The following is a 15,704-nucleotide window of genomic DNA, read 5'->3' on the forward strand; positions in this document are numbered from 1 at the left end:
GCAATTTTAGTTTGAAAACAAAAAAGCGACAGTCACAAAGTGATGTCGCCGACGAATGGACCCTGTAGGACTTGAACCTACGACCGGACGGTTATGAGCCGTCTGCTCTAACCAGCTGAGCTAAGGGTCCTTATAAATAGCGGCGGAGGGAGTCGAACCCACGACCTCACGGGTATGAACCGTACGCTCTAGCCAGCTGAGCTACACCGCCATGTTGTTATACAGTAATAATATACTGAATATGATGTAGAGTGTCAAGGAGTATTCCTTGCCAAATAAGAAAAAGCACCCCAATTTTAATTGGAGTGCTTACATGTTATACGGTTACTTCGTTTGCATCTTCAAGCGTGATTTCTGTGATGTTCATCGCATGGTCACCGATTCGCTCCAAGTTCGAGAGCATATCAACGAAGAACATACCTGCTTGTCCATCACATGCACCCGTGTTCAAACGAACGACGTGGTTTTTACGGAATTGACGCTCGAGCATGTCGAGTTTCGCTTCCATTTCAATGACTTTACGTGCTTCGACCATATCGCCGCTTGCTAACGTTTGAAGTGACTTCTCTAACGTCGCACGTGTAAGGTCGTACATTTCAGTCAATTCTTTTTGTGCTTCTGAAGAAAGTGTTACTTTTGTAGCTGTCTTATAATCGATCAACTCGATGATGTTTTCTACGTGGTCACCGATTCGTTCGATGTCGTTGATTGCATGCATGAGTGTCTTATGCTCTTGCGACTCTTGTTCTGTCAAATCAACTGCAGCCAATTTTACGAGATAGTCTGTAATCTTCGCATTTAACGAATTTAAGGCTTCTTCGATGTGTGCTGATTTTTCAGCATGTTTCTTGTCGCCAGACGTCAAATAGTTACGTGCTTCATCAAGACCAAGTTTTGCGAAGTCTCCCATGCGGATCACTTCGTATTTCGCTTGTTCTACAGCGATAGATGGTGATTGTTGAATGAAGATTGGATCTAAGTGTTGTGCTTTCGTGTCGACGATTGAGTCTTCACCTGGAACCAATTTCGTCACGAGCCATGCAATTGATCCGATGAACCAGAATTGAATCAATGTGTTGACGACGTTGAACGTTCCGTGAGCGAATGCGATTTGCATTTTATCTTCAATTGCTAAGAAATCTGTAATCCAGTAAATATAGTTCGTGAATGGAATCAACAGGATCATGAAGATTGTTGTCCCGATTAAGTTAAAGATTACGTGTGCTGCTGCGGCACGGCGTGCGGCAACTGATGCACCAATTGATGCCAAGATCGCGGTAATCGTTGTCCCGATGTTATCACCAAACAATACAGGAAGTGCGGCACTCAAATCGATTGAGCCACCTGCATAAAGTTCTTGCAAAATCCCGATTGTAGCAGAAGATGACTGAACGATTACTGTAAAGACAGTACCGACGATGACACCGAGGAATGGGTTGTCACTCATTGATTGCGTCAAGTCGATGAAATACTCACTTGAGCGAAGTGGGCGCATCCCGTCTCCCATCAATTCAAGACCATAGAACAATGCCCCAAGTCCGAAGATGATTTGTCCGAGGTGCTGGTAACGTTCTTTCTTAAAGAAGAAGAGAAGAACTGCACCGATTGCAATCATTGGAAGTGAATATTCACCGACATCAAATCCGATGATGAATGCTGTGACCGTCGTACCAATGTTAGCCCCCATAATAACCCCGATTGCTTGACGAAGTGTCATGAAGCCGGCGCTAACAAGACCTACCGTAATGACGGTTGTACCTGAAGATGATTGAATCAATACAGTAACGATAATCCCGGCGAGTACACCAAGGAATGGATTCGTTGTATACTTATCTAGGATGTCTCGCAGGCGATTCCCTGCAGACTTTTGGAGTCCGTCTCCCATCGATTTGATCCCGAAGAGGAAGATCCCTAGACCTCCAAAAAACATGAATAACATTTCTTGCAAATTGTATTCCACGATTTTTGTACTCCTTTTAATTAAGAATTGGTTGGATTTGCTTGGTTTTTAATGCCCTACTCATTATGCCTTCATCGGTATCTTCATGTAAACACGTTTTATGTAAAAGTTTTATTAATACACTGTACCATTTTGAGGTTTTTATCAGTTTCTGTAATATAACAGATTGGAGTTTTCAGTATGTTGTCCACTATTTTGACGTTTCTTCGAACTAGTCTAATCCCATCTAAGCGCGTATTGCGTCTTCGTCTAGCCCCGCTCCATGCATATATGGGAGCCACATTTATCTTAACGCTCCTCATTACAATGCTAGACTTTCTTGTAATTCGACCGGATTTCTTTATTCCCATGTGGCTATTCCTACACGGCTTCGCCGTCTTCTTTTTTTATTTGATATGGGTCGCAATCATGGCACTCTATGTACAACTGTTTACAAAAATCTATTCGAAAAGTAAGTGGGCGTATCGTCAAGCTTGGCCATATGCCGTGTCGATGACCCTCGTTCCGACATTGATATTGGTCATTCTCAATCATGTGAACCCTGATTTTTTAGCTCTCGGCTTGATGATTGGTCTCGCCTACATTAGCTATCCCCTTACAAAAGTGCCACAACCAAAACAACGTCGGGCCTCTTGAGCCCGACGTTCAGCTTGTTGACAAATAACATGCTCGAACTCGTCCTTCCGGCGCCCACGCTTTCCTCAGGCAATCCCGGAGCCGCATCGCGACCCAGGTCGCTGCTGGGTCTCCGTCGGATTGCTTTCCTGTAGGAGTCGGGGCGCCGTCGGGCGAGCAACGCAAACGGTCGTCACCTGGCGGCCGTTTGTCTTTTTCTAAGGCCACGACGGCCGAAGAAAAAGCTCGGTATTTACTTTGAATCGATGTTTTAGGGGAAAGGGAAGGTAAACGCCGAGATCATCCTCCTCGGGCCACTGTTCAACATCCGTTCCGTTCGTCAGACCGTGAAGGATGGATGGTGTCGACTTGTTGATCATCAGATCCGCCCCTGTGTGTTCTTCTCACACCATTATATGGGACGGAGGACAAAAGGTGACCAAGAACGGGCAGGCGAGACTCCTGAGGGAATAGCAAGCAAAGGGAGACCCAGCAGTGACGCAGTCGCGATGCGGCTCCCTGCTTGCCCCTAGGAAAGCGAGCCATGTCCGGATTGGGCATAAGACCTATACTTTGTCTACAGTCTGAACGTCGGGCCTCTTGAGCCCGACGTTTTGTTTATGTTGGTGACAATTCTTTTAGCGTATGGTTCAATGCCTCACTTTGGTCTCCTAGATTCGTGCCCGCTTCTTGAAGGGCATGCTGAACATCTGACCAACGATCGACACCTTCGTTCAATTCCATCAATTTCCGTTCAAGCAACGAACTAATCTCTCGTAGTTGCTCATTCGATTCCATTAAATGAAAAAGTTGTTGCCCAGTACTTGTCGTATGGACCGAAATCGCCTGAAATTCATCTAGCTGAACTTTTATCTCACGATCGATTGTTTCGATCCCTAACTCGACACGACTTACAGTATCTTTTAACAGATGCACTTCTTCAATAAAATCATTGACTTCTGAAAGTAAATCTGTCCGTTCTGCGTTTAGCGTTTCAATCGCGTTGACTGCTAGTAAGGTGGCTTCGTTTGTCATCTTCGCCAAATTCCCGACCTCACTGGCAACGACCGCAAATCCTTTCCCATGCTCACCTGCTCGTGCTGCCTCTATCGATGCATTCAATGATAGCATCTTTGTTGCGCCAGAGACCGATAGAATACTTCGCAGTGCCTCGTCTGCTTTGGATGAATTTTTTTCACTATCCATCAATTTATGTTGAATCGACGCGACTTGACGTTCGACATAATCACTTACCTCTTTGACAGACGAGAATGTTTCGAGTTCATCTTGTAAAATGGTTTTCAATTGATTTCCACGTGCATCTACACTCGTCATTTGCCGTTCTAGCATTTCGATTTGTCGCGTGACTTCTTTCATTTTCAACGTCGAACCGCTCGTTACGGTTTGATAAGAATGACTTGTATGCTCTACCGTGGCGGCGACTTCTCGAAACTGCTCAACTTGGTTATGACTGTTCAAAAGCTCCTGTTTAAAGACGGGAAGACTCATATGAAAGGCACTCGCGGTTTTTCCCATCATCTCCATCGATTGATTCCATAAATCAATAAAGGTATTGAACTCGGTTTCTAACATGTGCATTTCGTCAGATTTCGCTCCGAGCGTCACTTCATCAAATCGACGTGATTCAACGGCATGACGCAACGAATTGGCCAATCGACTTAACGGTTTTACTTCGTTGTGAATCAACCGTGTAAACAGGATGGTCATTCCGAGCATTGCAATTAACACGATATAAAAAATATACTTTCTCAATTCATTCATCGGACCCAGTACAGACTCCTTAGTGACGACGAGTACATAATCTGCCTTCAATTCAGGAATAGGAACCGATGCAATGAAAAAGCGGTCTGAATCCTGAACTTCCGGTCTCGAAGGTTCAGTTATCCCATTTAACAATTCGTCAGATTTCATTCCTTGTTTACCGGAGAGTTGATCAATGGATTCACCGTTCACCAAAAATTGTGCTGCTTCAATGTCATCCCCCGATAAAATTGAAGCTTGTTGCATATATGTTGACTTTAAAGACCGGTTTAGCTGTTTTTCGCTCGCCACATACGCACTATACGAGGTCTTGATTGATTCTCTCATGACCGTGACTTCACGAATGAGGCGTTGCTCAATTTCTGAAGTCAACAATTGTTCAGACTTGATTGCGAACCAGCCAAACGTAATCACAAATACAAGAAGAACAATCGGCATCAATGTCCACTGCAAACGATGCGCCATTTTCATTTTTTTGTTTGTTTTTTCTTTTCTATAAAATACTTGAAACAAATTTCGTTTGACATTCCACTTCACGACACGCCACCTCTTTTTCTATTCTCGTCTATATATCGGTCTTCAGACGGTGGAAAATTATGAAGTAGATGTTAAGATAGCGTTAGAGTTTGTAAAGAGCACACATCCGTCACGCATCCTAGATGCTTTTTCACATTCTTTTCGTTATGATAATGAAGAAACCTTATCATCTTAAATCGATTGGATTTTGTCCAAAAGAAGGAGATTACGTATATGTCAGAAATTTTGCATCGTTCATTAACCCGTCCGATTCGTGTCGGTAACTTGATTATCGGAGGATCGAATGAAGTCATTATTCAGTCAATGACAACAACAAAAACGCACGACGTCGAAGCGACGGTCGCTGAAATCAAACGCCTTGAAGAAGCGGGTTGTCAAATCGTTCGTGTCGCTTGTCCAGACGAACGTGCTGCTGACGCACTTGCAGAAATCAAGAGCCGCATTAATATCCCGCTCGTCGTCGACATTCACTTCGACTACAAGCTTGCTTTAAAAGCTATCGAAAGTGGCGTCGATAAAATCCGGATTAACCCGGGTAACATCGGTCGCCGTGAAAAAGTAGAGGCCGTCGTAAACGCGGCAAAGGCAAAAGGGATTCCAATTCGCATCGGTGTCAACGCCGGTTCATTAGAAAAACAATTCCTTGAAAAGTATGGATATCCAACCGCTCAAGGTATGGTCGAGAGTGCGATGCACCACGTGAAGATTCTCGAGGACCTCGGCTTCTACAACACGATCATCTCGCTCAAAGCTTCAGACGTAAACCTTGCTCTTGAAGCATATACACTCGCAGCGAAGACGTTCGACTATCCACTTCATGTGGGTATCACAGAATCAGGTCCGCTCTTCTCTGGTTCACTTAAATCGGCTGCCGGACTCGGTGCGATTCTCTCTCTTGGAATCGGATCGACGGTTCGAGTTTCACTTTCAGATGACCCGGTTGAAGAAGTAAAGGTTGCGAAAGAAGTGCTCAAGTCATTCGGACTTGCAGCAAATGCCGCGACTTTGATCTCTTGTCCGACATGTGGACGAATTGAAATCGATTTGATTTCGATTGCAAAAGAAGTAGAAGACTACATTCAAAACATCAACGTCAACATTAAAGTCGCCGTTCTCGGATGCGCGGTAAACGGTCCGGGTGAGGCTCGTGAAGCCGATATCGGAATCGCCGGAGCACGTAATGAAGGGCTTCTCTTCCGTCACGGGAAAATCATCCGTAAAGTACCTGAAGCAACGATGGTCGAAGAATTGAAAAAAGAAATCGACGCCATCGCTGCTGAAAAAATGGCTGAACGTGAACGCGAAGAACAAGAACTCGCGAATCAATCAAATTAATGATCCTCATTCCCGTACGGTTGCAACCGTACGGGTTTTTGATAGAATAGAGGGCATGTGAGGAGGAGTGATGAGATGCGAATCGGCATTGATTTGGACGGAACCGTTACAGACCCCAAAAGTTGTTTTCTATATATGAATGAATCACTCGGTTATTCAATTGATTACCCTCGTGCGACTGAGTACGAGTTGCATACGTACACGACGATGAACCAACATGATTTTTGGAAGTTTATGATTGAGGAAGGACATGAAGAGGCTATATACCGCCGCTCCCTGCCCCATTCCGACGTACAGGATGTGTTGTGGGAATTAAAACAACAACATCATCTACATTACGTTACTGCCCGCAGTGAGGCCGTTCGTCCCGTCACAGAGGAATGGATCATGACCTATCGACTACCGCTCGACTCGTTGGTTATGACGGGTTCTCACGATAAAATCAATGTCGTCAAGGACTTGTCACTCGAACTGTTTATGGAAGACCGATATGAGAATGCGATTTCAATCCATGAAGAAACATCAATCCCGGTACTCTTATTTGATGCCCCCTATAATCGCAAGACGTTACCAAAGGGCGTAACTCGCATATCGACATGGAGCGAAGCACATCATCACGTCGCACAAATGGAAAAACAAATCATTCTACAACAACGCTAATAGGCAATCCCGATTTGAATCGGGATTGCCTATTTACATTCGTCCGAGTTCTTCGATCACATCGCTTGCAAGTACACTTGCAGGGTGTATCGTCCGGCTAATCGATTTGGCAGCGAGCGCATGCCATAGCACCGCCTGTTCACTCGGTGACGAAGACTTTTCTTTTCTAGCCCATAACGCAAGTAAGATTCCTGTCAATACGTCCCCACTCCCACCTTTTGCTAACGCGGACGCTTCGACAGTATTAACGGCACCCGTCCCGTTTGGTGAAACGATCAGCGTATAGGTGCCCTTTAAAATCAAATGGACTCGATGCTGTTTCGCGAACTCACTAGCGATGGAGAATCGATCCGCTTCGATATCCTCGACCGATTGACCAGTCAGTCTGGAAAATTCGCCTGGATGAGGAGTGAGAATGAGTGGGCCATGGGACTCCAACCGTTTCGCCGCAAGGGCACCAGCATCTACAATGATCGGACACTTCTGACGGCTCACTTGTTGCCACACGTGGTCGATTCCTTCCCCTTCTACCATGCCTGGACCGATAGCAATCGCATCATATGAACGGTCTAAAGCGTCAGTGTGTTGATTGTACATCGCTTCGGGTAATGTCGATATAAGAGGATTCGCTTCTCTTGGGATGGATAAATTCAATAAACCGATGCCGGAACGGATCGCCGCTCGCCCCCCTAAAAATGGGGCACCAAGCAAATGTCGACTCCCTCCGATGAGTAAACCGTGCCCATAATCTGTCTTATGGCTGTATCGGTCTCGCTCAAGAAGAGATCGATCAAAATCCGATTCGGATAAGACGTTCCAATCGGATGTATGCGGAATCCCGATATCGATTCGTTCCACTTCACCATAATATGGGGCTGTTCGATTTAAAAAGGCAGAACGTTTGAAGCCGTGCAAACAATATGTATGTGTCGCACGGATGGCCATACCGTCAAAACCTCGAGCATGATCACTCGGTATACCTGAAGGGACATCAATCGATAATACAGGGACTGCTTGTTGATTGACCCACTCAATGACCTCTCGCGCCTGCCCCGTCACAGGAACGCTCAATCCAACCCCAAACAAGGCATCGATAATGAAGTCAGATTGAATCGGTTGTTCAACGATTTGAACGAATTGTGAAGCATAGGTCGCATGCGTCTGAGCCGCATCCGTTTTCAATTCACCTAGAGGAGACCAAACGCTCACCGTATGACCTTTTATGGCGAGTTCTCTTGCCACGACCCAACCGTCTCCCCCATTGTTCCCCTTCCCACAAATGACTAAAATCTTTGCGTTCTCTCGAATGTGCAGTTTAGGAACAATTGCCGATGCCGCTCGTTCCATCAACACCGCCTCAGGCATTCCTTGTTGAATCACTTGTTCATCGATTTGTTTGATTTCAGCAGCAGTATAAATCATCTGACCTCCCCTTTCGATACAAAAAAGGGATTGAATCAATTCAATCCCTTTTGCTTACATTGTTTACAATACCCATATATCTCGAATTTATGATCAACCACTTCGAAATCCGGATCTAACGCCTCAACGAAGCGCATCGGACATAGATCGAGTAGTTTCGTCTTCCCACAACTACGACAAATCAAATGGTGATGATGATGTGTTGCGCTACATGTAACTCGGAACGACTTTTCACCATCGAGTTCTGTCGCTTCTAAAAGCCCCTCTTCGGCAAATGATTTTAAGTTTCGATATACCGTATCAAAACTCATTGTCGGATGCTTATCTCGCATATATTCTAATACTTCTTTCGCACTAATGTAGCGATCTTCTTCCGAGAGATAAGCATACATTTCAATCCGTTTCGGAGTTACTTTTAAGGAAGACGCACGAAGACGGTTTAATTGTTCGGCTTCATTCATGTTGTACCTCCTTTTTCTTCAGACTCATCACTTTCTCAAGAGCCATAACCGCGGCAAGAATACCGACTGCAATCAATACAATCACCCCACCTGGCGCAACATCAAGGTCATAGGCGAGAACGAGTCCTCCGATGGTCGCCACTTCACCAAAGATGATGGACCAGAGAATGGTTTGTTTAAAGCTCGAAGTGAAACGTAACGCTGCCGCGACCGGTAGCGTAATTAAGCTAGACACGAGGAGTGTCCCGACAATGCGCATACTGACCGCGATGACAAGTGCGACAACAAACATGAACATCAAATGAAGGATCGTACTAGGTAGCCCTGATACTTTTGCCTGTTCTTCATCAAACGATAAAAATAGTAACTGCTTATAAAAAATAAAAATAATGAGGACTGTCAAAATCGCCACACTCACGATCAGTGTGATATCTGATTGACTCACGGCAGAAATCGATCCGAACAGGAGTGTCGACAAGTCGACGGAAAACCCTCTAGAAAGCGAGATGAAAATGGCACTAAGTCCCATACCCGCAGACATCATAATTGGAATCGATAACTCTTGAAAGTGTACATATTTACCACGTAACCAATTGAGTCCGAGTGCCGCCAATACGGAGATGAGCGTTCCCATATAAAGAGGGTTGAGATCAGCGAAGAGAGCAATATATTGTCCGAGAAATAAGCTGAACGAAATTCCGGCAAGCGTCATATGTGACAGTGCATCGGCGATCAAGCTCATTCGTCTCACCACGATGAATGAACCGATTAACGGGGCTGTGAACCCGATGACAAGTGCTGCGATGAACGCATAACGTAAAAAGCTGTATGTCCAGAGATCGCTAATCATATCGTACCCTCATGAACGAGCACTTTGACCGGATAAGGTTTGATGGACGATGCGAGCTCTCCAAGTTCACTGTATTCTCTTAGTCCACAATTACAGGCCAAGCGTCCACGGTCGAGATGAATGACTTTTGTGACAAGGTCGGTCACTACGTTTAAATCGTGCGTGACGAGGACAAATGTACATGTCGTATGCTCTCTCAACATATGCAACACTTCATAAAAATCTTGTAAATGCTTTTGATCGACACCGACTGTCGGCTCATCGAGAATCAACAAATCAGGTTGGTTGACCATCGCTCGTGCAATAAAGACGCGCTGTTGCTGTCCCCCTGATAGGTCTCCAATTTTCCGATGTCGAAATTGCCACATATTTACGGTTTCAAGTGCATTTTGAATCGCAGCTTGATCTTCTACTTTCAGACGCTTGAACAAACCGAGGCGTCCGTAACGCCCCATGGCCACCACTTCTTCAACGGTGACAGGGAATCCCGAGTTAAATGAAGCCGCTTTTTGGGAAACGTAACTGATACGAGACTTATCTTTAAATTGCGAAATGGGTTTGCCGAACAATTCGACTGATCCTTGCTGAGGATTGAGTAAACCGAGGATGGTTCGAATCAACGTCGATTTCCCAGACCCATTTTCCCCCACGATCGCGACAAAGTCCCCTTGTCGAATATCGATGGATACATGTTGTAATGCGGGTGTCCCGTCATAGAAATAAGACACGTCACTTAATTTGACGACGGATGTAGTCATCTAATCCCTTCTCTCATTTGTTAAATCGTAATCATTTCTACTTCCTAGGCGTTTGTATTATACAGAATATTAGACACACCTTCAAGCAAGACTGATTTAGATCATTCAATCGTGTGAACTACTCACCACTTATTTGCTTCGCAAATTGAAGTGGTAGCTTCTTGGGAAGACCGTGCTCTCACCAGCCACGGTTATGGACCAAGCTCGTCGGGCAGTCCCTGCCCTGAATGGTTGTCAGTCGGCCAACCTCAACAGGTTGATGCTCGCGTTGATGTCACGGTCATGATGCGCGCCACAGGCACACGTCCATTCACGGACATCCATCGCCTTCCTCTCGCCTTTTACGCCGCAAGTGGAACAGATTTGAGTAGATGCGAACCATTGATCCGCCTTGATGAGCGTCCGTCCGTAGAAGTTTGATTTGTACTCGAGTTGCCGGACGAACTCGTACCAACTGACATCTCCGATGGACTTCGCCACCTTGTGATCCTTCATCATGTCCTTCGATGTCAATGTCTCCACGACGATGACTTGGTTCTCGTCAACGATTCGTCTCGACAGCTTGTGAAGGAAGTCCTTGCGTTGATTCGCAATCTTTTCGTGTTTCTTAGCCAAAAGTAACTTGGCTTTTTCACGATTTTTACTCCCGATCTTCTTGCGTGACAGCGCGCGTTGCGCCTTCTTGACCTTCGCTTCGGATTGTCGAAGGAAACGTGGGTTTTCGATTTTCTCCGAGACCATCGTGTCGTTCGTCATGACGGCGAAATGTTCCAGACCGAGATCGATCCCGACCTTGTTCTCGGCTGGGATCCATGGTTCATCCTCCTGTTTGACGAGGATGGAGATGAAGAACTTGCCCGTCCTCGTCATCGAGACCGTCGCCGACTTAATGATTCCCTCGAACGGGCGATGTTGGGTGAACCGCACGAACCCGACCTTCGGCAGCCGGACCTTGCCCGCCTCGATGCGGATCGTGCCATGCTGGTTGTTCGTCGTGTAGGAGGCGCGCGACCGTCGTCTCGACTTGAAGACCGGGAAGCCGTCCGTCCCGGCGAAGAACTTCGCGAACGCGGTGTCGAGGTTCAGCTTCGCGTTCGCGAGCGCGAGGCTGTCCGCCTCGGCGAGGAACGGGAACAAGGGCTTGTAGGAGGCGGGTGTCGCCGGTTTCCGTCTCAATCCGGTCCCCGCTTTCGCCTCCTCGCGGATGGCGATGCGGTCCTCGAGCAGCTTGTTGTAGATGAACCGGGCGCAGCCGATCGTCTTGATGAGGAACTCGGCCTGTGCAGGCGTCGGGTGAAGCCTATATTTGTAGCCTTTCAGCATGTCTGTCCCTCCTCCCCTCAGCAGATTGTGATGTGTCTTCCTCATCCGATACCCGCGGAGGGGGAGGGAGAATCTGACGGAATCACGAACTTTTGTTCGTCACATCTGTCATAGGGAGATAAGACTTTCGGACCGGGCGATTCATCTCCCACCTACGCCGGGCTTCGCCCCGAGACGCTTAGAGAAGGGAGAATTTTCGCCTACTTTTGTTAAAATTCACGTAAATCGTATGTTCGTTCAAAACCTAGTCGATTAAACTAGAACTATGAAGGGGATGGTTTTATGGAAAAGAAGCTTGCAGTCATTGATATTGGCTCCAACTCAATTCGAAATGTCATTTTTGAAGTGAATGATGAAGGACAATACTTTGAGCGCTTGAACGTGAAGGAGGTTGCCCGGTTATCGAGTCATATTGATGATTCGAATGAAATGACAGACGAGGGGATCGACTCACTGATCCATACACTACGTCATTTTAAAGAACTGAACGAATATCATGTGGTAACCGAGGTCATCCCGGTTGCGACGGCTGCCATTCGAAACGCGAATAACTCGGACGACATTCTTCAAAGCGTGAAACAAGCAACTGGAATGACGATTCGCTTACTGAGTGATTATGAAGAAGCCTTTTATGGCTACTCCGCCATCGTCAACTCTACCTACGTGGAGGACGGCTACTCCGTTGATATTGGCGGGGGGTCGATGGAGGTCACCTATTTCCAAAACCGAGAACTCGTCTTTTATCACAGCTTTCCATTTGGTGCCGTGACGTTGACGAAGGAATTTATGAAAGATGAGACAATGACGAAAGATGAACGAAAGGCGCTCACTTCCTACTTAAAGAAAGCATTTAAAGAAATTGAATGGCTAGAACCACATGGTGTCCCTCTCGTCGGTGTCGGTGGAACGGCTCGTAACTTGGTGCGTGTCGAGCAGACCCTATCAAACTTCCCACTTGAAGGAATTCATCAATACACGATTTCTGCTGATCAACTCGAAGAAGTCGTAGACGAACTCGTCGGCATGTCGAGTAAACAACTGGGACGGTTGGATGGTCTCTCAAAAGACCGCATCGATATCATCGCCCCTGCCGTCACAGCAATCGGCGAGCTCGCAAACTATTTAAAAGTACCCGAGTTCACGATGAGCAATAACGGACTGCGGGAGGGTCTCTTTTATGAGAATTATTTAGAGGAGCACGACAAGGTCCGTTTTGCCGATGTGAAAGAGGAGAGTTTTCGTCACTTTGAAAAACAATATGATGTGAACCCTACGCGTCATCAACATTTGATTCATTTGGCACGTCAACTGTACACAGGATTGATTGAAGAAAAAGCGATTAAACCAAAACCGTTTGAACCAGGTCTCCTTGAAGGTGCCTGTCGTCTTGCATACGTCGGGGAATATATCGACCATAACAATAAGAGTGATCATACGTTTCACCTGATCACCACGAATGATTTTAAAGGGTTGAACAATGAAGATCGGCTCGCACTGGCCCTTGTCACATCCTTTAAATCGAAACGAGTATTAGAACAACACATCGAGGCCTTTCCAAAGTGGTTTGATCAAAAGCTGTTAAAGAGTCTCGAATTACTCGGTTCAATCGTCAAGCTCGTCGATGCCCTCGATTTGACAGAACGACAAATCATAACCGATCTCCACGTATCAAGTTCAAAGGATGGGATCACAATCACACTTGATACGAACGGGTCTGCCCGCTTCGAGTTGCAACGAAGTACCCGACATAAAAAACATTTAGAGCGCGCGATTGATCAATCGATTGAGATTGTCTTGAGCGAGGAGGAATAAACATGTCCGATTATACGTATGATCATTTCAACAATCGTGAACTTAGCTGGCTCGACTTCAATTCACGCGTTCTTGAAGAAGCGATGGACGAGCGAAACCCACTCATGGAACGCTTAAAATTTCTAGCTATCTTTAGTTCGAACCTCGATGAGTTTTATATGGTACGTGTCGGTGGATTAAAGGACGAGGTGCTCGCCGGATTCAACCGACCAGAGGACAAAACGGGATTGACGCCAAAACAACAAATCAAAGCCATTACGATGCGCGCCCAAGAACTCGTCGAGACACAATACGCGACTTACAAAAAAATCACGAAGCACCTTTCAAACCAAAATGTCCGCTTTTTGCGGACAAAGCATTTGAACAAGCAACAAATGGAATTCGTGAAAGAATATTTTCGGACGCATGTTTTTCCTGTCTTAACTCCCATTGCGGTCGATGCCTATCGCCCATTTCCGATGCTCTTATCTAAATCATTAAATATCGCCGTTGAAATTGCTTCAAACGGTGAAGGGAAAAAGCGACTTGCCCTCGTTCAAGTACCATCCGTACTTCCTCGTTATTTAGAACTTCCGACGGACGAAGAAGAGCATACGGATTTAATTTTGCTTGAAGATTTGATTATTCAATTTATCGACTCCCTATTCAAAGGATTCGTGGTTGAATCGACAATGCCGTTTCGAATCACGCGCAATGCTGACATGCCGTTTCATGAGGAAGGCAGTCGTGACGTATTGAAGCAAATTGAAAAAGAGTTAAAAAAACGCCGCTATGGTGTTGCGATCCGACTTGAAGTTCAGCAACGTTCGTTACGGAAAGAACTGTTGTTTATGCTTCAAGACGTGCTTGATTTGCATGACCGAGATATCTTCATCGTCGATGGCCCAATCGATTTGACATTCCTGTTTGGTGTTTATAGTCAAATCGGGATGGAATATGATGAAATGATCAATGAAACGCTCATTCCATTCATCCCAGAAGGTCTCGAGTCAGGAAAAGATTTATTCCAAAGTGTCGCGAAACAGGACTACCTTCTTCATCATCCGTATCACTCGTTTGATCCAATTGTCCGATTCATCGCTCAAGCGGCGAAAGATCCGAACGTATTAGCGATTAAACAGACACTCTATCGTGTGTCTGGAGACTCTCCCATCATCAAAGCGTTGACCGATGCAGCCGAGAGTGGGAAGCAAGTGACCGTGCTCGTCGAACTGAAAGCACGGTTTGATGAAGAGAAAAACATTCAATGGGCAAAACAACTTGAAAAAGCCGGAGCCCACGTGATTTACGGTTATAAAGAATTGAAAACACATTCTAAAATCACACTCGTCGTCCGTATATTAGAAGGCGGGGTACTGCAGCGTTTTGTCCACCTAGGGACGGGCAACTATAACGACTCTACGGCAAAACTGTACACGGATATCGGGCTTCTTACGACCAATGAGGAACTAGCGGAAGATGCTACGAATTTTTTCAACTGGTTGTCCGGGTACGGAGAAAGACCATCTTGGCATCAGTTCGAAACTTCTCCTGACGATATGAAAGACTTTTTTCTTAATAAAATTGAAGAAGAGATCAAGTTACACGAAAAATACGGGAATGGTCGGATTGTTGCAAAAATGAATTCAATTACGGATCGTTCCATCATCACAAAATTGTACGATGCCTCATCCGCAGGCGTGAAGATTGATTTGATCATACGTGGTATCTGTTGCCTCCGACCTGGAATTAAAGGAGTCTCTGAAAACATTCAAGTGATCTCGATTATCGACCGATATCTCGAACACTCCCGAATCTTCTACTTCTATCAAAATGGAAAAGAAGACTTATACTGCTCCTCGGCGGACTGGATGACTCGAAACATGAAAAAACGAATTGAAATTCTATTCCCCATCCTCAACACGTCACACAAATCGTACATCAAAGACATGCTGGCACTTCAGCTTGTCGATAATGTCAAAGCGAGAAAGCAACGGTCTGACGGTTACTATGTCTATGTGAAGCGAGAGAACAACGCGGAAGAAATCCAGTCTCAAATTGTCATCCATCAATATACAGGTGGTCGCTGGAATAACATTCCGAGCGTGTTCGAACGAGAACCTTCGAATTGGGCAGAACGTGAAGTTTTACGATTGCGAGCAGAAAACGAGAAAATGACAGATGACTGATGTTAGACTTCTCAAATGAAG

At 45.7% G+C, this 15,704-nt stretch carries 12 protein-coding genes and 2 tRNA genes; 5 read left to right on the forward strand and 9 right to left on the reverse strand.

Features of this window, described 5'->3' with window-relative positions:
• Positions 1 to 56: 56 nt before the first annotated feature.
• The 3 genes from KNO66_RS05535 to KNO66_RS05545 all read right to left on the reverse strand — a co-directional run bounded on the left by KNO66_RS05535 (position 57) and on the right by KNO66_RS05545 (position 1,960).
• Positions 57 to 130, reverse strand: a tRNA-Ile gene (locus KNO66_RS05535).
• Positions 131 to 137: 7 nt separating this feature from the next.
• A tRNA-Met gene (locus tag KNO66_RS05540) sits at positions 138 to 211 on the reverse strand.
• A gap of 105 nt (positions 212 to 316) precedes the next feature.
• Positions 317 to 1,960 carry a Na/Pi cotransporter family protein gene (locus KNO66_RS05545; protein ID WP_214741174.1) on the reverse strand — a complete coding sequence of 548 codons (1,644 nt, stop codon included), beginning with the start codon at positions 1,958 to 1,960 and terminating at the stop codon, positions 317 to 319.
• A 180-nt stretch (positions 1,961 to 2,140) separates the two neighbouring features.
• On the opposite strand from KNO66_RS05545, the gene KNO66_RS05550 reads away from it, so the two are divergent.
• Entirely contained in the window at positions 2,141 to 2,596 is a 456-nt protein-coding gene (locus tag KNO66_RS05550; RefSeq protein ID WP_214741176.1) for a hypothetical protein, read from the forward strand.
• Positions 2,597 to 3,193: 597 nt separating this feature from the next.
• On the opposite strand, the gene KNO66_RS05555 is transcribed toward KNO66_RS05550, so the two are convergent.
• Positions 3,194 to 4,822, reverse strand: coding sequence for a methyl-accepting chemotaxis protein (locus KNO66_RS05555; protein WP_251128060.1), 1,629 nt, complete (start codon positions 4,820 to 4,822; stop codon positions 3,194 to 3,196).
• A gap of 285 nt (positions 4,823 to 5,107) precedes the next feature.
• Between KNO66_RS05555 and ispG the strand changes: the two genes are divergently transcribed.
• Positions 5,108 to 6,229: a flavodoxin-dependent (E)-4-hydroxy-3-methylbut-2-enyl-diphosphate synthase gene (ispG, locus tag KNO66_RS05560; protein WP_214741178.1), complete on the forward strand. Its 1,122-nt coding sequence runs from the start codon at positions 5,108 to 5,110 to the stop codon at positions 6,227 to 6,229.
• A 75-nt stretch (positions 6,230 to 6,304) separates the two neighbouring features.
• A complete protein-coding gene (locus KNO66_RS05565; protein WP_214741180.1) occupies positions 6,305 to 6,889 on the forward strand; it encodes a hypothetical protein in 585 nt (194 codons plus the stop codon).
• A gap of 33 nt (positions 6,890 to 6,922) precedes the next feature.
• Here the strand turns inward: KNO66_RS05565 and KNO66_RS05570 are convergent, their stop codons facing one another.
• From KNO66_RS05570 to tnpB, 5 genes are all read right to left on the reverse strand, one after another.
• A complete protein-coding gene (locus KNO66_RS05570; protein WP_214741182.1) occupies positions 6,923 to 8,311 on the reverse strand; it encodes an NAD(P)H-hydrate dehydratase in 1,389 nt (462 codons plus the stop codon).
• Between the two features lie 35 nt (positions 8,312 to 8,346).
• The gene (locus KNO66_RS05575; RefSeq protein ID WP_214741184.1) at positions 8,347 to 8,772 is read right to left on the reverse strand and encodes a Fur family transcriptional regulator; all 426 of its coding nucleotides are present in this window, start codon (positions 8,770 to 8,772) and stop codon (positions 8,347 to 8,349) included.
• A complete protein-coding gene (locus KNO66_RS05580; protein ID WP_214741186.1) occupies positions 8,765 to 9,622 on the reverse strand; it encodes a metal ABC transporter permease in 858 nt (285 codons plus the stop codon). The genes KNO66_RS05575 and KNO66_RS05580 overlap by 8 nt, the downstream gene beginning before the upstream one ends.
• A complete protein-coding gene (locus KNO66_RS05585) occupies positions 9,619 to 10,380 on the reverse strand; it encodes a metal ABC transporter ATP-binding protein (protein WP_214741188.1) in 762 nt (253 codons plus the stop codon). Before KNO66_RS05585 ends, KNO66_RS05580 begins: the two co-directional genes overlap by 4 nt.
• Before the next feature lie 234 nt (positions 10,381 to 10,614).
• A complete protein-coding gene (gene tnpB, locus KNO66_RS05590; RefSeq protein WP_214741190.1) occupies positions 10,615 to 11,703 on the reverse strand; it encodes an IS200/IS605 family element RNA-guided endonuclease TnpB in 1,089 nt (362 codons plus the stop codon).
• 282 nt (positions 11,704 to 11,985) lie between these two features.
• Between tnpB and KNO66_RS05595 the strand changes: the two genes are divergently transcribed.
• Both KNO66_RS05595 and KNO66_RS05600 read left to right on the forward strand, forming a co-directional pair.
• Positions 11,986 to 13,515 (forward strand): Ppx/GppA family phosphatase, encoded by a 1,530-nt coding sequence (locus KNO66_RS05595; RefSeq protein WP_214741192.1) that lies wholly within the window; start codon positions 11,986 to 11,988, stop codon positions 13,513 to 13,515.
• 2 nt (positions 13,516 to 13,517) lie between these two features.
• On the forward strand, positions 13,518 to 15,683 hold the full coding sequence (locus tag KNO66_RS05600) for an RNA degradosome polyphosphate kinase (RefSeq protein WP_214741194.1): 2,166 nt from the start codon (positions 13,518 to 13,520) through the stop codon (positions 15,681 to 15,683).
• Positions 15,684 to 15,704 lie beyond the last annotated feature (21 nt).

Origin of the sequence: Exiguobacterium sp. s48 (assembly GCF_018617395.1) — a bacterium.
In the GTDB taxonomy this organism is placed as follows: Bacteria; Bacillota; Bacilli; order Exiguobacteriales; family Exiguobacteriaceae; genus Exiguobacterium.